This window comes from Bacillus sp. FH (assembly GCF_052216825.1).
GTDB lineage: Bacteria > Bacillota > Bacilli > Bacillales > Bacillaceae_G > Bacillus_A > Bacillus_A paranthracis.
In genome coordinates this window covers 67,577-85,830 of sequence record NZ_JBQOUU010000005.1, presented here as the reverse complement: position 1 = coordinate 85,830, position 18,254 = coordinate 67,577, and the positions used below count along the sequence as shown (strand labels likewise).

Here is an 18,254-nt window from a genome sequence, read left to right as displayed (position 1 = left end):
TAAAGAAACACGACTACTGATGGTAGTCGTGTTTTTGTATAGATGGCAATGAAATAATAAAGCAAGATCCGTGATCAACTTCGCTCGTTACAGTAATATTCCCACCGTGCAGCTCTACAATTTCTTTCACGATAGATAATCCTAAACCAGTTCCGCCTGTAGCTCGTGATCTCGCTTTATCAACTCGATAAAAGCGGTCGAAAATGTGAGGGAGGTCTTCAAGCGGAATACCTTCGCCTTCATCTTCAATTGCAATGGAAATACTTTTATGTTCTTCTGTAACAGAAATGTTTATATGAGAATGCTCTTTTGAATGTCTATAAGCGTTATTTAAAATATTCACCACAACTTGTTCGAATCGTTGTTCATCTAAGTTTACTAGCAGTGTAGGAGGACAAGAGAAAGAAACTGTAATGTACCTTTCTTTATACATGGCGTTTACTTTTTCACATATACGCGTAAGGAAGGTGTGTAAATGCACTTCCTTTACTTGAATAGAAAAGTTATGTTGTTCCATTTGTGCAAGGGAGAACAAATCTTGAACTAAGTTTGTGATGTAATCAGACTCATCTTTTATAATAGATAAATACCGCAAACGTTGCTCAGGAGATGTTGCTTCTTTTGAAGCAATGTCAGCATAACCTCTTACGTATGTTAATGGTGTTCGTAATTCATGAGCAACACTTGCCAGAAATTCACTTCGCTCTGTTTTCATATAATGTAAATCATTTGCGAGTGTTTGAATAGATGATGCTAGTTCACCAATTTCATCATTTCGAGTAGTCGTTAATGAAACTGATAAATCTCCTTTACTCATTTTTTCAGTGGCATGTTTCATGTGTAACAATGGTTTTGTTAATAACCGAGATAAAAGAAAAATGGTAATGACTGTGAGTAGAAACGTGATGGCACCAGCGATAATGAATTGTTTTGTTAATCCATTCACCAACTTTTCAATGGATTCTGTCCCAAGAAACATATACACATACCCCTCATGTTTTCCAGCTACTATGATGGGACTAACCGTACATATATAATTAGATGTTTTCCAGTGATTCTCTATAATTGCTCCGTCATGATCTGTCCGTGTTTGCATCTTTTCAATATGCTTTTTTATAGTAGTATTTATTTCATTGGATTTAGCTAGTACTTCCTTATTTGCATTTGTAATAACAACAGTGGTTTCGGCTTCGGATTCCATTAGTGCAACATGAGAGATTGTTTGCTTATCAAAATACTTTTCAAGGACATCTCTGTGACTATTTCCGCGCTTTAATAAAGCTGTCATTTCTTCATTTACTCTATTGTTGACAAGACTATAATAAAGCGAGACAAATAGAACACTTTCGATTAAAAGTGTAACAATCAAAAAATAAAATCCGAGCTGAATAGAAATTCGCTTCATTGCTTTGCTCCTTAATCTAAAGTATCAACCCATCGATAGCCAACTCCGTACACAGTTTTTAAATGATCATCAATAGGGAAATTTACTTTTCGTAATTTATCACGCAAATTACGAATATGTGAATCGACAGTTCTATCTTCTGTATTTGTATTTAATCCCCAAATTCGTTCAATGAGCTGATCGCGGCTTAATACGTAGTTCACATGACGTAAAAATAATCCGAGTAAAGAGAATTCAATTGGTGTAAGAAGAAGTTCTTCGTTATAGACAGAAACGAAATGCTTTGCCTCATCCCATAAAATGCCGTGATATTGGATTTGCGTCCGTTGATTCGTTCGCCTTAAAACAGCTTCAATTCTCGCGAAAAGCTCTTCTTCATGGAAAGGTTTCGTTACGTAATCATCTGCTCCGATTTTTAATCCTTGGACGACATCTACCGTTTGATCACGAGCTGTTACCATAATGATAGGAACGTTACTAAATGAGCGGATTTTTTTACACGTTTCCCATCCGTCCATCTTTGGCATCATAATATCCAGTAAAATAAATTTAAAGTTTTGATTTTCTATATGTGAAATCGCTTCTTCTCCGGATCGTGCACATATGCAGTTATATCCAATTGGAGTAAGATAAAGCGTTAATAATTCAAGCATTCTCGGTTCATCGTCTACGAGCAGTATATCAATCATAGAGAGCCCTCCATATGTAATCTTTACTTAAATTGTAATGCAAAATCATGAAGAAATGGTGCAGATTGTAATGCGTCTGCATAATTTCTTCAGAATTGCTTGTTATTGTAAAGTTGAAATTCCATTTTAGGTAATGATATTGGCTCGAAAATGATTTATACGGAGGCGGTATAGTGAAAAAAATGACCCGAGTTTTTGGGATAACAATAATTACAGCAGTTGGTCTTGCGGCGTGTGGACAAACAAATGCAGATCATAAAAATCATGAATCTAAAGAAGCGAAGAAAACAGAGCAGAAGGAAATGAAAATGAATCAGGAGGTAACTGCGCCGAAAGAAATGAACAAAGGGGCATCAAATGATTTATTAACGATAAGTTTAAAAAATGTAACGAGATTAAACACAAATGATCCTCTTCAAATGGCAGTATTAACTTCGCAGACGATATGGCCAGCAACACATAAAGAGAATCAGCCAGGCGCTGTTATTTTAGTACCAGTAAAAGACTGGCAATTAGGTATTGCAAGTGCAGACCTTATTCATCATCCGAATAACGGACCGATTCTATTTATAGAAAAAGAAAAGGTACCCGAAATGACATTAAAAGAAATAAAACGATTAAATCCGCTCGGAACGAAAGATGGAACACAAATTATGGTGATGGGGGATGTCGATGCATCTATCCTTGAGCAATTAAAAGAGTATAAAGTAAAGCAAATAAAAGAAACGGATCCAGCTACATTTGCTAAAGATGTGGATAAAGAATATGCCGATATAACAGGTAGTTATCCGAATAGTGTTATTATCGGCTCATCCGAAGAGGAAGGGCGTTTATATACAACACCAGCTGTAAACTGGATTTCTCATATGCCAGAACCACTACTTTATACAGAAAAGAATAAAGTGCCAGAAGCGACGATAGAGGCATTAAAGACGCGAAAAGATAAAGCAAATATATATGTACTAGGACCAGAAAAAATCATTTCAAAAGAAGTAGAAAAAGAGTTAAGCAAATACGGGAAAGTAACGCGTATTAGTGGAGAGACTCCAGTAGAGAATTCTATTGCATTTGCAAAGTTTAAAGATGAAAAAACAAAATTTGGATGGGGGTTCACAAAACCAGGTCACGGTGTATCATTTGTTTCAAGCAAAACACCAGACTTAGCAGTTGCAGGAGCACCATTTTCACATATGGGTAAACATGCCCCCGTTATCTTATTAGAGGAAGGAAAAGCTTCACAACCAGTGTATGATTTCCTTGCTACTATTCAACCGAAGTTTAAAGATGACCCAACACTTGGCCCGTACAATCATGGATTCTTATTAGGGAATACTGAAAATATTTCATTTGAAACGCAAGGAATACTAGATGAGAGGTTAGAAATTGTTCAGGAAAGTGGTCAAGGGCACGGTGGACATTAATGAAATGAGAGAAGACGCTATGAAGGTAGCGTCTTTTTTAGGAAACTTTTACATAGCGCAAAATCCTCTACTCGTTATATAATAGCCTTCGTGCAGTCGGCTAGATTTTCTTATGGAGAAAATCGAATGATAAAGTGAAACTTTAATCAGTGGTTGTTCATCTCCCAATGATTATTAGCCTTCACCAATCGAGCTTTTATGGGCAGTTGATCCCCACCTCACTTCTTTGTTGTCGCTGAATTTTGAGGTAGGGTCTTACTGCCCGGCAAATAGCGGGGTAAAAGAGTAGAGGAGTGGTATTTTGTTTCAGACGATAAAAAATGATTGGTTCTCCAACGTGAAAGGGGATGTGCTATCAGGAATAGTTGTTGCTTTAGCGTTAATCCCTGAAGCAATTGCTTTCTCTGTTATTGCAGGCGTGGATCCGACCGTTGGGTTGTACGCAGCCTTTTGTATTGCCGTTACCATTTCATTTGTTGGTGGACGAACTGGAATGATTTCAGCTGCAACAGGTGCAATGGCATTGTTAATGGTAACGCTTGTTAAAGATCATGGTTTGCAATATTTATTTGCTACAACAATATTAACAGGTATTGTTCAAATTATTTTTGGCGTGTTCAAACTGAGCTCATTTATGAAGTTTGTTCCGAAATCTGTTATGAGTGGTTTTTTAAATTCACTTGGAATTTTAGTTTTTACAGCACAATTGCCACATTTTAAAAATGCAACTTGGCAAATGTACGCGCTTGTCGCATTAGGACTTGTAATTATATATGTATTTCCACGTATTACGACGGCTGTACCGTCTACACTTATTTCCATTATTATTGTGACAAGTATTGCAATTATGAGCGGATTACAGTTAAAAACAGTAGGGGATATGGGAAGTTTGCCGAAAGAATTACCGTTCTTTAGTATTCCAGACGTGCCTTTTACACTTGAGGCATTAGGGATTATTTTACCGTACGCAGTTATGCTTGCAATTATCGGTTTACTAGAGTCTTTATTAACAGCTTCAGTTTTAGATGATATGACGCATACGGAAAGTAATAAACATAAAGAAGCACGTGGGCAAGGTATTGCAAACATTGTTGCTGGTTTCTTCGGAGGAATGGCAGGATGTGCAATGATTGGACAATCTGTTATTAATATTAAATCAGGTGGGCGCGGTCGTTTATCGACGTTTGTAGCGGGCGGATTTTTAATCGTATTACTATTCGTTTTAGGTGACTATGTCGTGCATATTCCGATGGCAGCTTTAGTTGCGGTTATGATTATGGTTTCAATCGGAACATTTGATTGGAACTCTGTAACAACGATTCATAAAGTACCAAAAGGGAATGCATTTGTTATGATCGTAACAGTTGTGGTTGTCTTAATTACACATAATTTAGCATTAGGTGTAATTATCGGAACAGTAATTAGTGCGGTTTTATTTGCATTCAATATGGCAAAGATTCACGTGAAACATTTATATATTGAAAATAAGAAAATATACGAAATTCACGGTCAACTTTTCTTTGCATCTACGGCAGAGTTCATAAATAATTTTTCATTTGAGGAAGATGTAAAAGAAATTGAGTTGAATTTTTCTCACGCACACGTATGGGATGATTCAGCAGTGGCATCAATTGATAAAGTTATCATGAAGTATGAACAAAGTGGCGTGAAAGTAAGTATAACGGGATTAAATGAACGTAGTGCAAAACTTGTTAAAAATTTAGCTACTTATAATAAAAGAATTGCTAGTTAGAAGCCTCCTTTTTAGGGGGCTTTATTATATAATACGAGTAGGATAACGAAAAGGGGATTCAGCATATGTATAAACAAATTATATTAGCATGTGACGGTTCTGAACATGCACTTCGAGCGGCGGAACATGCAACATATATTGCGAAATGTAGCGAAGAAGCAAATGTTGAAGTTGTGTACGTAGTAGATAATAGAACAGCAAAATCAGATATTATACAAGGTCAAACGGATTTAGAAACAATATCGGCTAGTCGAAAAGATAAATTGAAAGAGATTGAAGGGTTATTAAAGAAAGAGAACATTTCTTATAAAATTACGATATTACATGGCGATCCAGGAGATACGATTGTTCAATATGTGAATACAGGAGATATAGATCTTGTTATTGCTGGGAGTAGAGGGTTAAATACATTGCAAGAAATGGTGCTTGGTAGTGTCAGTCATAAAATAGCAAAGCGTGTGAAATGTCCGGTGATGATTATTAAATAAATTGAGTGAAATATTTTGTAGTGTAAGCAAGACCTTGATATAATTCGAGGTCTTTTTTGACGTATAAAAGGGGCGAGTGTGGACATAATAGATACATAAGTTTTAGAAAATATTAACTTACAAATTTGTAAGTTTTTTGTCAGAAAAATCGATGTTATGAAATTTATTCCATTGGTAAAATAAAAATAACGAAGGGGAGATAGGGAGGATGAAAAAGATGAAAGCACTTCAAAATTTATCATATAGCCAAGGTGTTGGTCTTATTTGTTTAGGGGGATTTGCTGCATCTGTTACGTTAGCTGTTGTAATAAAGATAATTCATCAAATCTTTTAATCTTAGAGTAGGGAAGGAATTGGTTGTTATTAATAGCACTAAAAAGGTTGTAAATAAAAAATAGCTCCTGGCATGTATGTAGATGCTAGGAGCTATTTTTATGATTATTTTTCTACTTCTGGCTTTTCACTTGTTACAGTAACGTCTTTCCAATGTGAAGTTATTTGATTCACTTCAGTGTTGACATCATAATTTTTTACGCGCTTATTAACACCTGTTAAATCAAATGTGTAATGAATTGGAATCATCGGTGCTTCGTCATGAATTAATTTTTGCCATTTATCGTATACTTCTTTACGATATTTTTCATCAGTAGCTTTTTCTGATAATCCTGCGTCTAATAACTTCGTATTTTCATCATTTACCCAGCGCTGATAGTTAAATCCAGCATTTTTGCCCCATAGGCCAGAAAGGTCAGGGTCAGAGCCAGTGTTCCAAGCACCAGAGAAAATATCAACTTTCGGATCATCTTTTTTAATCATATCACGCATAGCATTAAATTCATGTAAGCGTCCGTCAACAAGTTCTACTTTTAAGCCGATATCTTTCCAAGATTGAATATAGAATTTAGCCAGTGGTTCACTTGTTTCACTACCGTTACTAGCTAGGAAGTTAATTTTAAATTCATTACCTTTTGGATCCTCGCGGAATCCGTCACCATTTTTATCTTTATAGCCAGCTTCATCTAATAGTTTTTTCGCTTTATTTACATCTAAGTTATATGCGCCAACATTGTTATTATGATACTTTGGCATAGATGGTGGAATTGGAGAGTTAGCTGGAACACGAAGTCCGTGATATACTTTTTCTCCTAATTTTTCTCTATCAATTGCATACGCCATCGCTTGACGTAAACGAACGTCTTTGAACTTATCGTTATCCATTACAGCTTCATTCTTTGCTTTGTCCATATGTCCGAACTTAAATCCGATATAAGTGTAAGCAAGGTCAGTTTTACCAATTAGTTGTGTGTTTTTTAATTTACTTACGTTCGGATATTGATCAGCAGTAATTGCTGCAATATCGATATCACCTTTTTTCAGAGATGCACTAACAATAGATGGATTTACAACCTTTAGCGTTATATTTTTTAGTTTAGGTTTGCCACCCCAATAATCATCGAAGCGCTCATACTCAACTGATTCACCAGGGACGATTTTCTTCACCTTAAATGGTCCGAATCCAATTGGATTTTGACGGATTTTATCTGATTCAGCTAGTTTTTCAATTGGTACATCACCTAAATATTTTTTTGGTGTAGGATATGTCCAAATACCAGTTTTCAGTGAAGGGTTTACTTCTTTATAAGTAATAGAAATTGTTTTTGGATCGACTACTTTAATACCAGAAATTTTGTCAGCTTTTCCAGCGTGATATTCTTCCATACCTTCAATCATTTGCATTTGTGTATCGTAACGAATACCTGTATATTTGCTATTCCCAATAATTAAGTAAGAATATTCTAAATCCTCAGCTGTTAAAGGGTTACCATCGTGCCATTTTACATTATCTTTAATCTTAATTGTAATTGTTTTTTTATCTTCAGAAATTGTATAAGTTGCAGCACCATCATTTGTAATTTCCCAGTTTTTATCTGTAGCTAATAATTGTTCATCAAAGAAATCCATAATTTCTGAATCTGGAGCAACTTCATACAATACCCTACTTAAAACACCAGCGAAAGGTGAATTTGAAACGAGTCCATAAGTTAATGATCCGTCTTTAATTTCTTTACCATCATTTTTTACAGCAGCACTAAATTTATTTGTTTCTACTTTTTTCGTATTTGCTTTTTTGCTACCGCTATCAGCACCCCCACATGCAGACAGTAATAATGTTGAAGCAGCAAGTGTACTTAATACTTTGTACAGTTTTGGTTTGTTCATAACTTCTCCACCCCTTAACCTTTTCTTTGTCTCGCATCAGCCGCACGTTTTAACGCTTGACCAATAAAATTTATACACAGCATCAACACTAAAATCATGATTGATGCGGGTAACCAAATCCACCATTTTTCTTGCAATACATCTGGGTTTGTTGCATAACTTACAAGTGTACCAAGACTCGGTGTGCTTTCTGGTAGACCGAAGCCTAAGTAAGTCAAACTAGATTCAATCCCGATGTTACCAGCAAGATTTAATGTAATATTTACGATAATAATAGAGCTCAAATTAGGTAATATTTGCTGGAAGATAATCTTCCAATTTGGTGTTCCTAACGTTTTAGATGCAGATACGTAATCAAGTTCTTTCTCAGTTAATACTTTAGAGCGTATAAGTCTTGCTTTTCCGACCCATAAGAAAGCGGTCATTATGAGAATAAATGTAGTAATATTGAAAGTTGGAACGAGTGAGATAAATACGATAACAATCATTAAGAATGGTAAAATCATCATAAAGTCGATAAAACGCATGATGATGTTATCGACAACTCCTCCAAAATAGCCAGCAATTAGTCCCATTGTAAGACCGATAAGAGTTGATAAAAGAGTGATGGCTAAACCAACTGTAAAGGAATTACGTGTACCAATAATTAATTGTCCGAAAATATCACGGCCTCCATAATCAGTTCCTAGCCAATGTTCAGCAGAAGGAGGATCATAAATGGCGAACAGATCGACTCGAACGATATCTTCTTGTTTCATAATAAATGAAGTTGTATAAACGGCTATTAATATTAAAGCTAAAAAGAATAGGGAAAACATTGCTAGTTTATCTTTACGAAATTCTCGCCACATAATGGAGAAACCAGAAGGGCTCTTTTCGTAATGAATGACCTCAGTTTGTTTTTCAGGATTTGCTAACATAACGTTTCTTCACCTCCATTAATCAATACGAATACGTGGATCAACGATGCTTAGAATAATATCGGAAAGAAGAGTCCCGAGTAGCGTTGCGAATCCAGTAAATAATACAAGAGCAGTTACGACACTGAAATCACGTTGAGTGATAGATTGGAAAAATAGTTGTCCAATTCCTGGGTAGCCGAAAATATTTTCTAGAATAATAGAGCCACCAACTAAACCTGTAATTTCATATCCTAAAAATGCTGCAATTGGTAAAAATGAATTTCGTAAAATATGTCTGGAATATACTTTAGATTCTGGTACACCTTTTGCTTTTACTGTGCGTACAAAATCTTTATGTTTCGTATCAATAATTTCACTTCGTAAATATTGTACAGTTCCTACAGTGCCAATTAATGCCCCAGATAAAGCTGGTAAAATCATATGATTTAATTTACTTAAATAGTAATCAAATGATCCGGCTGCCACTTGTGGATCAACGCTACCACTTGTAGGGAAGATCGGGTATAAAAAGCCGAATAAGAATAACATTACTAATCCGAAAATAAATAGGGGTGTACCAAATCCTAAAAAGTTATAGAGTGTAATGAGTCGGTCAGCCCACGTATCATTCCAACGCCCACTTATAACGCCAAGTGGAATGGCGATTAAATAAGTAAGAATAAGAATTAGAAGAGCTAACAGCACTGTATTACCAAGGCGTTCCCCAATAATATCTGTTACTTGTATTTTATGTGCGTAAGAAATACCGAAATCTCCTTGTACGGCATTTGAAATCCACCTTACATATTGTGTGGGAATAGGATCATTTAACCCAAGTTTCTCACGTTGTTCTTCAATTACTTTTGGATCGGCTTTTGGGTTTGCTAGTTCAGCGCCACTTAATGCGTCACCTGGCATTGCTTTAGCAAGTGTAAAGACGAGTACGCTTAATACGAATAATTGCGGTATCATAACTAAAATCCGGCGTAATATAAATTTCCACATGTTTTATCACTCCCTTATGGTAATGCCACCCGGTGAGTTGGCGAGATTGGTTTTAAATCGTAAGCACGTCCATTTTCATTGAAATAATTTTCGTATGATTTTTCGTACTCGGCGCTTACTTCACGGCGCAATTTACGCTGTTGTTCGCGGTTTTCTGGACGAATGTCAGGAATAGCTGATATTAGGCGCTTCGTATAGATGTGCTGTGGATTATTATAAATTTCAGCACTAGTTGCTTCTTCCACAATGCGTCCGCGATACATAACACCTATACGGTCACACATATGGCGAATTACACCTAAATCATGACTAATAAATAAGTATGTTAGTCCGAGTTCGGATTGTAAATCTTGTAAGAAGTTTAAAACTTGCGCTTGTACTGACACGTCAAGTGCAGATACAGGTTCATCTGCGATAATAAGCTTCGGTTTTAGTGTAAGTGCGCGTGCAATACCAATCCGCTGTCTTTGTCCACCGGAAAATTCATGTGGGTATTTATAAATAGACTCTGGATTTAAGCCAACTTTATCAAGATAATCTTGAACAGCTCTACGCTCTTCATCAGGTGAGAGTTTCTCAAAATTCCGAAGTGGTTCAGCGATAATATCCATAACACGTTTCTTCGGGTTTAAGGATGAATAAGGATCTTGAAAAATCATCTGAATATCTTTTCGCTGTTCTCTTAGTTCTGAGCGACTTAATTTTGTTAAATCTCTATTATTAAAATGAATGCTACCGCCTGTTGCTTTTGTTAAGTGCATAATTGCTTTTCCAGTTGTTGATTTGCCGCTCCCAGATTCCCCAACGATTCCGTACGTTTCGCCAGGTTGTAGTTCGAAGCTTACGCCATCAACAGCACGAACGTAATCTAATGTACGACCGAAAACACCACCTTTAATTGGAAAGTGTACTTTTAAATCTTCTACTTTAAGCAGTGCCATGAGTTACGTCATCTCCTTTCTTATCTTGGAAGTTAAAATGTTTGTAGCAAGTACAACGCACCCAGTGGTCTGGTTTTACTTCATGTAAAATTGGATTTTCCTCGTGCTGATCAGGTCTAATCCATGGAATTCGAGCTTGGAAGCGGCAACCTGTGCGAGGCATCTTCGCTAACGAAGGAACCACCCCTTGAATTACATGCAATTTTTCTTTTTCAGCATACGCAGATGGAATGGAGTTTAATAGAGAACGAGTATATGGGTGAAGAGGGTTGTTAAAAATCTCTTCAACTTTTCCTGTTTCTACAACTTGTCCAGCGTACATAACGACGATACGATCGGCTGTTTCTGCGACAACACTTAAATCGTGAGTAATTAAAATAATGCCCATTTTCGTTTGTTCTTGAATAGATTTTAGTAAGTCTAAAATTTGTGCTTGGATGGTTACGTCAAGAGCCGTTGTTGGCTCATCTGCAATAATAAGTGCTGGGTTACAAGCAATTGCAATTGCGATAACAATTCTTTGTCTCATTCCGCCAGATAATTCGTGTGGGTATTGTTTATATGTAAGTTCTGGTTTTGGAATACCAACTTGATGAAGTAGTTCTAAGGTGCGTTCTTTCTTTCCAACTTTTGAAAGGCTTGTGTGGTAGTCTAAATTTTCTTCGATTTGTTTTCCAACTGTCATAAGAGGATCGAGTGCTGTAAGAGGTTCTTGGAAAATCATACCGATGTTTGATCCGCGTACTTTATTCATCTCTGCGGCTGACATCGTTAGTAAATCCTTATCTCTATAGTTAAGCTGCCCTTGTAATTTTGTATTTGCTTCATTATGCAGTCGCATAATGGAAAGGGCAAGTGCACTTTTTCCGCAACCTGATTCACCAACTATCGCGACAATTTCATTTTCATGGACAGTTAACGAAACATCATCAACTGCGGCATGATATTGATCTTGTATGCGAAAGGAAGTCTGTAAGTTTTCAATGCGAAGAAGTGGATTCTTCATGGCTATCCCTCCATCTTTCTGAAAAGACTAAATATTTTGTATGTTGTTGTTATTTTAATATAAATTGACAATGTTTGACAAGCATAAGTTGAGAAAATATTCAAAAATCTTTTTATATAGAGATTGGATGCATGTATATAAGTAGTTGAAGCGCTTTGAAAACGCTAACATGTATAAGAGAGGGAAATAAATCTTTTGTAAGAAAAAAGTATTATATGTAGAAAAAGAGAGACGTTCTGGAAAGAACAGTCTCTCTTTTTTTGATAAGAATAATATTAGTGCTTAAGCTTGCTTTTGTTTTGGAGATCCTGTCTTTAAAGTAAGAGCAAGGAAGAACATTGCAAGTACACAAGATACAAGTAATAAGATGAATCCGCCATCCCATCCGAATGCATCGACGATAAAGCCCATAGCGGCACTAGCGAAAGCTGCTCCGCCTAAGTAACCGAAGAAGCCAGTTAATCCAGCTGCAGTTCCAGCCGCTTTCTTTGGTGCTAAGTCAAGAGCGTGTAGACCAATTAACATAACAGGTCCGTAAATTAAAAATCCAATTGCAACAAGTGCGATACTATCAACCATTGGGTTACCAGGAGGGTTTAGCCAGTACACAAGAACGGCGATAAATACACCAACCATAAATAAAATACCAGCAGGTGCACGGCGTCCTTTAAATAGTTTATCACTCATCCAGCCGCAAAGAAGTGTACCTGGAATACCAGCCCATTCATATAGAGCATAGGCTGTACGTGAACTACTATGAGTAAAGCTTTTTTCTTCTACTAAATAAGTAGGAGCCCAGTCTACAACACCGTAACGTACGAAATAAACAAAAACGTTCGCAATAGCGATGTACCATAAAAATTTATTGTTTAATACGTATTTAAATAAAATTTCTTTTACCGAAAGTTCGCGTTCGCGATCTTGTACTTTCTCATCTGGTGGATATTCTCCAGTATGTTCTTCAATAGAAGGTAATCCGCAAGATTGAGGTGTATCTCTCATCGTAATTAATACATAAATACCAACTAAAATTGAAAGAATACCTGGGAAGTAAAATATACTCTTCCAGTCATTTGCAAAGAAATATAGGCCTAATGTTACAAGAGAAGGCATAAGTGCGCCGCCGACATTATGAGCGACGTTCCAAATAGACATTTTTGTACCACGTTCACTAATAGAGAACCAGTGAACCATCGTACGCCCACAAGGAGGCCATCCCATACCTTGCACCCATCCGTTTAAAAATTGAAGTACAAACATAAGTATAATGCTCGTTGTAATGAAAGAAAATGAGCCGAAAATAATATTAATGATACCTGATAAAAATAGCCCAGCTGCTAAAAAGTAGCGAGGATTACAACGATCGGATACGATACCCATAAGAAATTTACTTAATCCGTAAGCGATAGAAACTGCTGAAAGGATAACCCCAAGTTCCCCTTTACTAAAGCCTTGTTCAATTAAGTATGGCATTGCTAGTGAAAAGTTTTTTCGAACAAAGTAATAACCTGCATAGCCGATGAAGATACCTAAAAATACTTGTAAACGTAGTTTACGGTATTCACTATCAACGCGGTCAGCTGGTAAGCGTTCCGCGTGGGGCGCAGGTTTAAAAAATTGTGTAAAAAACATAAAATGAAAATCCTCCCCAAATTAATTCGAAGTGTCGTAAGTCAGAGAGAATATAAAAAGGCCATGAAATATAAAAAAGTTTCCTTTTTTATGATTCATAGCCGTGTACTCCGATTCTCCGTGACTGTCAATATTAACTTCGTCGAAAATTATACAACTTTGTGACAAAAATGTAAACGTTTTTATAAATAAAAACGTTGACGGATTTTATTCGTCGGATTAATATTTAAATACATTAAATATTTTATTGTTTAAATAAGAGGTGGATAACATGCCAAATGATATGATGCATATCGATAAAATTCAAGCTCTTGCCTTTTCAATTGGAAAGAAAATGCAGACGGAGTTATTAGAACAAATGCAAGCAACAGGACTTACACCACCGCAGTTTTATATTTTAAAGATTTTAGATCATTATGGAGCTTCAAGGGCGACAAAATTAGCAAAAAAGATGTATGTAAAGCCTAGTGCAATTACAGTGATGATCGATCGCTTAATTGACCAAGAGCTTGTAGAGCGTTATCACGACAAAGAGGACCGTCGTGTTGTCGTCATTGAGTTAACCAAAAAGGGGAAAGCTAGAGTAGAAGAGGCAATGACCGCTCGTAATGAGCACATTGCAAAATATTTCTCACATTTAGAATTACAAGAAAGAGAAGATTTGTTACGCCTCTTTGAGAAGTTAGAAACAATTATTTGCGGGACACAAGAGAAAAAAGAGAATAACTAAGAGGAATTGAGGAGATTACATGGAGCAACAAGAAAATATAAATAGAAAGTTGTTGTTAATCGGTTTAATCATTGCGATGCTATTTGCTGCCTTAGATGGAACAATCGTTGGTACAGCAATGCCGCGTATCGTCGGTGAACTAGGCGGATTAAGCTTAATGACGTGGTTAACAACAGCTTATATGTTAACATCAACGACAGTTGTACCAATCGCAGGTAAATTAGCGGATTTACTTGGCCGTCGTAACGTATATATAACAGGGCTAGTTATCTTTATGGTTGGCTCAGCATTATGTGGTATGGCAAATGGTATGACAGAATTAATTATTTTCCGTGGTATTCAAGGTCTTGGTGGCGGTATTATGATGCCAATGGCTATGATTATTATCGGAGATATGTTCACGGGGAAAGAACGTGCGAAATGGCAAGGTATTTTTGGTGCGTTATACGGTCTTGCTTCTGTAATTGGGCCACAAGTGGGTGGTTGGATTGTAGACGCAGTGAACTGGAGATGGGTATTCTATATCAACTTACCAGTTGGTATTTTAGCAACAATCTTTATTGCAATGGGATTAAAATCACATAAACAAACAGGACCAATTAAAATTGATATCGCTGGAATCTTTACGATGATTCTCGGTGTTGTAAGTTTATTACTTGCGTTAACGTTTGGCGGGAAAGATTATGCATGGGATTCTTGGCAAATTATCGGGTTATTTGCATTAGCTCTAATTGGTATTGTTAGCTTTGTTATCGTTGAAACGAAAGCAGAAGAACCCATTTTACCGATGCATTTCTTTAAAAATCGTACATTTACATTACTAAATGCGATTGGATTCTTTATGAGTATTGGAATGTTCGGTGCGATTATGTTCGTACCATTCTTCATGCAAGGAATTGTAGGAGTCAGTGCTGCTGAATCAGGAACAATTATGACGCCAATGATGATTACTATGATTGTAATGAGTATTATTGGCGGGCAACTTGTATTAAAAGTTGGTGTAAAACCACAAATTATTACAGGAATGCTTATAATGGCTGGAGGGTTCTGGTTATTAACAACGATGGATATGCACACAACTAAATTGACTGCTACTTCTTATATGATGGTTATCGGTTTAGGAATGGGTCTTGTAATGCCGACATTAACATTAGCGTTACAAGAAAGCTTCCCGAAAAAAGATCTTGGTGTCGTAACATCATCAAGTCAGTTCTTCCGTCAAATCGGTGGAACATTTGGTATTACAATTTTAGGATCAATCATGAATAACACTTCAGGTACAACGTTAACAAAAAATTTAGTACCTGTATTAGATACATTCCCAAAAGAAGCGGGACAAATGGTAACGAAATTTAAAGATATGATTCATACAGATCCGCAAGGCTTATATTCAATGTTATTTAGTCCAGAGGCATTAAAACAAATGCCAGAAGCATTCGCTAATAGCATTGTACCAATTTTGAAAAACTCTTTAGTAGACTCACTTCATACTGTATTCTTAACAGGATTAGTATTTATCGTAGTAGGCGCTATCTTTACGATTTTCTTACAGAAGATTAAACTGTCAGATCGTAAAAAAGATGCTGAAGAGCCAGCTACAGAGGAAAAAGAACAAACTGTATCCTATTCGTAATGAAAAAGCATCGCCTTATGGCGGTGCTTTTTTGAGTATAACCTTAAAAGCTTTTTCGTGAGAAATGATTGACGTATTTCTAGAAATACGTTATATTATTTTCTGTAAACGGTTACATGAAATGGAGAGGAAAGAAAATGAGTACGATTAAAGACGTTGCAAAATTAGCGGGAGTATCTGTTGCGACCGTTTCCAGAGTGTTAAATAAAAATGGATATGTTCATGAAGATACTTTAAAGAAAGTAGAACGAGCGATTGAGATGCTAGACTATAAGCCTAGTACAGTAGCGCGTTCACTGTATAATAAAAAATCTCGTTTAATTGGCTTAGTTGTTCCAAATATCGTGAATCCATTCTTTCCAGAAGTTGCACGTGCCGTAGAAGATGTAGCGCATAAGCAAGGGTATACAGTTGTACTTTGTAACTCTGATGAAAGTTTAGAGAAAGAAAAGCAATATATTGATGTACTTAGGCAAAATAATGTAGATGGATTTATTGTAGCGACAAATCCACAAAATAGTGTGAATTACATGAACTTGTCAGTACCAGTCGTTGCAATTGACCGTATGTTTAATGAGCGTATACCTGCTGTGTATGCAGATAACTATGCGGGAAGTCAGGTAGCGACAAAGTTATTAATAGATAAGGGCTGTAAACATATTGCACATATTCGTGGACCGCGTGACGTAAGCACAGCAAATGAACGTTTTGAAGGCTTTGTAGACGTTATTACGCAAAATAATCTTTCTTATATGATTGCAGAGAGTACATTTGATCCAGCTAATAGTGAGCGTGTAGCGGTGGAACTATTAGAACAATACCCGCATATTGATGGAATTGTTGCTGGGAATGATTTAATTGCAATAGGTATCGTAAAGGCTGCGCTTCAAAAGGGGATCTCTATTCCGGATGATTTACAAATTATCGGATTCGATGGAATTTCTTTAACAGAGATGATGTATCCATCTATTACAACTGTTGCACAGCCAATTTATGAAATGGGGAAAATTGCAACAGAACTGCTGTTAGAGCAGATGGAAGGAAACGTATTAGAAGAGAAACATTATCGTTTACCGATTGAAATTATAGAACGAAATACAACGAAGTAAGGAGATGAAATAGATGCCAAATATTGCAGTAGTAGGTAGTATTTCAATGGACTTAGTGGCCGTTTCAAAAAAGCGTCCGAAAGCAGGGGAAACAGTAATTGGTGAAGCATTTCATACAATTCCAGGAGGGAAAGGAGCTAACCAGGCGGTTGCTGCAGCTAGATTAGGCGCAAATGTAGCGATGGTTGGAGCGGTAGGAGACGATAATTATGGAACTGTAGTTAGAAAAAATTTAGAGAACGAACGCGTTTTTATCGACTATGTGGTACCGGTTACAGATGCGGCGACAGGAATTGCTCATATCGTTTTAGCAGAAGAGGATAACAGTATTGTTGTCGTGCAAGGAGCGAATGCTCTTGTCAATGAGTCAGTTGTAAATCGTTCAAAAGATCTTCTTATAAAAGCTGATATGGTTGTGCTTCAACTAGAGATTCCGCTTGAAACAGTAAAATATGTATTAGCTATTTGTGAGGAACACAAAATCCCGGTTATGTTAAACCCAGCGCCAGCACAAGTGTTATCAGAAGATATTTTAGAAAAGGCAACTTATATTACGCCAAATGAACATGAGTGTCGCATCGTATTAGATGATTTCACATCACCAATTGAAGAGTTACTGGCTAAATATCCAAACAAACTATTGATGACAGAAGGTTCTAACGGTGTACGTTTCCATAATGGTACAGAGATTGTACATGTTCCTAGCATTGCTGTTGATGTAGTAGATACGACTGGAGCTGGTGATACATTTAATGGTGCATTAGCAGTTGCGCTTTCTGAAGGAGAAATACTTCAAAAAGCAATTCGTTTTGCGAATATTGCTGGTGGTCTTTCTGTAACGAAACTTGGGGCGCAAGGCGGTATGCCAACGAGAGATAAAGTACGTGAAGTGCAGGTGATTGTCGGATGAAGAAGCACGGCGTATTAAATAGTGAGATTGCATCAATCCTTGCTTCACTTGGGCATACGGATACGATTGTAATTGCTGATTGCGGTTTACCAATTCCTGACGGAGTAAAAAGAATTGATTTAGCTGTTGAAATAGGAAAACCTAGCTTTTTAGATGTATTGCAAGTGGTAGCTGATGATATGGCAATTGAAAAAGTGACGTTAGCAGAAGAGGTTATTAACAATAATGCGGAAATAAATAAAGAGATTGAGCTGAAATTAGTAGAGCCAGCGTTTGAATATGTATCTCATGAACAATTTAAGGAGCATACAAAGAAAGCGAAGGCCATTATTCGTACAGGCGAGGCTACGCCTTATGCCAATGTAATTTTACATGCAGGCGTGATTTTTTAATAAAGGGAAGTGATGGGA

The 18,254-nt window shown here is 36.6% G+C and carries 17 protein-coding genes; 9 read left to right on the top strand and 8 right to left on the bottom strand.

What is annotated here, in order from left to right:
• Nucleotides 1-13: 13 nt before the first annotated feature.
• The gene (locus ACTT1L_RS14535) at nucleotides 14-1,405 is read right to left on the bottom strand and encodes a sensor histidine kinase (RefSeq protein ID WP_000822577.1); all 1,392 of its coding nucleotides are present in this window, start codon (nucleotides 1,403-1,405) and stop codon (nucleotides 14-16) included.
• A gap of 11 nt (nucleotides 1,406-1,416) precedes the next feature.
• Nucleotides 1,417-2,094 (bottom strand): response regulator transcription factor, encoded by a 678-nt coding sequence (locus tag ACTT1L_RS14530; RefSeq protein WP_044791354.1) that lies wholly within the window; start codon nucleotides 2,092-2,094, stop codon nucleotides 1,417-1,419.
• Nucleotides 2,095-2,267: 173 nt separating this feature from the next.
• On the opposite strand from ACTT1L_RS14530, the gene ACTT1L_RS14525 reads away from it, so the two are divergent.
• The 4 genes from ACTT1L_RS14525 (at nucleotide 2,268) to ACTT1L_RS14510 (ending at nucleotide 6,090) form a co-directional block, all read left to right on the top strand.
• Nucleotides 2,268-3,515: a cell wall-binding repeat-containing protein gene (locus tag ACTT1L_RS14525; protein ID WP_000738891.1), complete on the top strand. Its 1,248-nt coding sequence runs from the start codon at nucleotides 2,268-2,270 to the stop codon at nucleotides 3,513-3,515.
• Nucleotides 3,516-3,816: 301 nt separating this feature from the next.
• Entirely contained in the window at nucleotides 3,817-5,268 is a 1,452-nt protein-coding gene (locus tag ACTT1L_RS14520) for a SulP family inorganic anion transporter (RefSeq protein WP_074544144.1), read from the top strand.
• A 65-nt stretch (nucleotides 5,269-5,333) separates the two neighbouring features.
• A complete protein-coding gene (locus ACTT1L_RS14515; protein WP_048558052.1) occupies nucleotides 5,334-5,756 on the top strand; it encodes a universal stress protein in 423 nt (140 codons plus the stop codon).
• A gap of 208 nt (nucleotides 5,757-5,964) precedes the next feature.
• Entirely contained in the window at nucleotides 5,965-6,090 is a 126-nt protein-coding gene (locus ACTT1L_RS14510) for a DUF4027 family protein (protein WP_000738298.1), read from the top strand.
• Nucleotides 6,091-6,194: 104 nt separating this feature from the next.
• Here the strand turns inward: ACTT1L_RS14510 and opp4A are convergent, their stop codons facing one another.
• The 6 genes from opp4A to glpT form a co-directional block, all read right to left on the bottom strand.
• The gene (gene opp4A / locus ACTT1L_RS14505; protein ID WP_001039726.1) at nucleotides 6,195-7,976 is read right to left on the bottom strand and encodes an oligopeptide ABC transporter substrate-binding protein; all 1,782 of its coding nucleotides are present in this window, start codon (nucleotides 7,974-7,976) and stop codon (nucleotides 6,195-6,197) included.
• Between the two features lie 14 nt (nucleotides 7,977-7,990).
• Nucleotides 7,991-8,896: an ABC transporter permease gene (locus ACTT1L_RS14500; protein ID WP_000880733.1), complete on the bottom strand. Its 906-nt coding sequence runs from the start codon at nucleotides 8,894-8,896 to the stop codon at nucleotides 7,991-7,993.
• Between the two features lie 18 nt (nucleotides 8,897-8,914).
• A complete protein-coding gene (gene opp4B, locus ACTT1L_RS14495) occupies nucleotides 8,915-9,883 on the bottom strand; it encodes an oligopeptide ABC transporter permease (RefSeq protein ID WP_000265445.1) in 969 nt (322 codons plus the stop codon).
• A gap of 14 nt (nucleotides 9,884-9,897) precedes the next feature.
• Nucleotides 9,898-10,824: an ABC transporter ATP-binding protein gene (locus tag ACTT1L_RS14490; protein ID WP_001196379.1), complete on the bottom strand. Its 927-nt coding sequence runs from the start codon at nucleotides 10,822-10,824 to the stop codon at nucleotides 9,898-9,900.
• A complete protein-coding gene (locus tag ACTT1L_RS14485) occupies nucleotides 10,811-11,830 on the bottom strand; it encodes an ABC transporter ATP-binding protein (protein ID WP_074544143.1) in 1,020 nt (339 codons plus the stop codon). Before ACTT1L_RS14485 ends, ACTT1L_RS14490 begins: the two co-directional genes overlap by 14 nt.
• Nucleotides 11,831-12,112: 282 nt before the next feature.
• Complete coding sequence (gene glpT / locus ACTT1L_RS14480) at nucleotides 12,113-13,462, bottom strand: glycerol-3-phosphate transporter (RefSeq protein WP_000466370.1); 1,350 nt, start codon at nucleotides 13,460-13,462, stop codon at nucleotides 12,113-12,115.
• Between the two features lie 271 nt (nucleotides 13,463-13,733).
• On the opposite strand from glpT, the gene ACTT1L_RS14475 reads away from it, so the two are divergent.
• The 5 genes from ACTT1L_RS14475 (at nucleotide 13,734) to rbsD (ending at nucleotide 18,236) form a co-directional block, all read left to right on the top strand.
• The gene (locus tag ACTT1L_RS14475; protein ID WP_001132356.1) at nucleotides 13,734-14,192 is read left to right on the top strand and encodes a MarR family winged helix-turn-helix transcriptional regulator; all 459 of its coding nucleotides are present in this window, start codon (nucleotides 13,734-13,736) and stop codon (nucleotides 14,190-14,192) included.
• A 19-nt stretch (nucleotides 14,193-14,211) separates the two neighbouring features.
• The gene (locus ACTT1L_RS14470; RefSeq protein WP_000437635.1) at nucleotides 14,212-15,825 is read left to right on the top strand and encodes an MDR family MFS transporter; all 1,614 of its coding nucleotides are present in this window, start codon (nucleotides 14,212-14,214) and stop codon (nucleotides 15,823-15,825) included.
• 137 nt (nucleotides 15,826-15,962) lie between these two features.
• Nucleotides 15,963-16,934, top strand: a complete 972-nt coding sequence (gene rbsR / locus ACTT1L_RS14465) for a ribose operon transcriptional repressor RbsR (protein WP_000104044.1) — start codon at nucleotides 15,963-15,965, stop codon at nucleotides 16,932-16,934.
• 13 nt (nucleotides 16,935-16,947) lie between these two features.
• On the top strand, nucleotides 16,948-17,844 hold the full coding sequence (rbsK, locus tag ACTT1L_RS14460; RefSeq protein ID WP_071742047.1) for a ribokinase: 897 nt from the start codon (nucleotides 16,948-16,950) through the stop codon (nucleotides 17,842-17,844).
• Entirely contained in the window at nucleotides 17,841-18,236 is a 396-nt protein-coding gene (gene rbsD / locus ACTT1L_RS14455) for a D-ribose pyranase (protein WP_000716155.1), read from the top strand. Before rbsK ends, rbsD begins: the two co-directional genes overlap by 4 nt.
• Nucleotides 18,237-18,254 lie beyond the last annotated feature (18 nt).

Coding starts and splice junctions, on each gene's coding strand:
- ACTT1L_RS14530 (WP_044791354.1), bottom strand. CDS start 2,094: ATGATTGATATACTGCTCGTAGACGATGAACCGAGAATGCTTGAATTA.
- ACTT1L_RS14485 (WP_074544143.1), bottom strand. CDS start 11,830: ATGAAGAATCCACTTCTTCGCATTGAAAACTTACAGACTTCCTTTCGC.
- rbsD (WP_000716155.1), top strand. CDS start 17,841: ATGAAGAAGCACGGCGTATTAAATAGTGAGATTGCATCAATCCTTGCT.
- opp4A (WP_001039726.1), bottom strand. CDS start 7,976: ATGAACAAACCAAAACTGTACAAAGTATTAAGTACACTTGCTGCTTCA.
- glpT (WP_000466370.1), bottom strand. CDS start 13,462: ATGTTTTTTACACAATTTTTTAAACCTGCGCCCCACGCGGAACGCTTA.
- ACTT1L_RS14515 (WP_048558052.1), top strand. CDS start 5,334: ATGTATAAACAAATTATATTAGCATGTGACGGTTCTGAACATGCACTT.
- ACTT1L_RS14535 (WP_000822577.1), bottom strand. CDS start 1,405: ATGAAGCGAATTTCTATTCAGCTCGGATTTTATTTTTTGATTGTTACA.
- ACTT1L_RS14510 (WP_000738298.1), top strand. CDS start 5,965: ATGAAAAAGATGAAAGCACTTCAAAATTTATCATATAGCCAAGGTGTT.
- opp4B (WP_000265445.1), bottom strand. CDS start 9,883: ATGTGGAAATTTATATTACGCCGGATTTTAGTTATGATACCGCAATTA.
- ACTT1L_RS14475 (WP_001132356.1), top strand. CDS start 13,734: ATGCCAAATGATATGATGCATATCGATAAAATTCAAGCTCTTGCCTTT.
- rbsR (WP_000104044.1), top strand. CDS start 15,963: ATGAGTACGATTAAAGACGTTGCAAAATTAGCGGGAGTATCTGTTGCG.
- rbsK (WP_071742047.1), top strand. CDS start 16,948: ATGCCAAATATTGCAGTAGTAGGTAGTATTTCAATGGACTTAGTGGCC.
- ACTT1L_RS14470 (WP_000437635.1), top strand. CDS start 14,212: ATGGAGCAACAAGAAAATATAAATAGAAAGTTGTTGTTAATCGGTTTA.
- ACTT1L_RS14500 (WP_000880733.1), bottom strand. CDS start 8,896: ATGTTAGCAAATCCTGAAAAACAAACTGAGGTCATTCATTACGAAAAG.
- ACTT1L_RS14490 (WP_001196379.1), bottom strand. CDS start 10,824: ATGGCACTGCTTAAAGTAGAAGATTTAAAAGTACACTTTCCAATTAAA.